The 219-nt window shown below is 57.1% G+C and carries 1 rRNA gene; it reads left to right on the forward strand.

Annotated elements, in window-relative coordinates:
- A 23S ribosomal RNA gene (locus ACXAID_RS28535) occupies positions 1-219 on the forward strand; the annotation flags it as partial.

Consider the following 219-nt stretch of genomic DNA (forward strand, 5'->3'; position numbering starts at 1 on the left):
GGTGGTCAGGTAGAGAATACCGAGGCGTACGAGTGAACTATGGTTAAGGAACTCGGCAAAATGCCCCCGTAACTTCGGGAGAAGGGGGACCTCCTACTGTCATGGCTCTTGCGGCCGGCAGCGGTGGGGGGTGGCACAAACCAGTGAGAAGCGACTGTTTACTAAAAACACAGGTCCGTGCGAAGTCGCAAGACGAGGTATACGGACTGACGCCTGCCC

The organism is Mycobacterium sp. ABE4_509 (genome assembly GCF_056160785.1).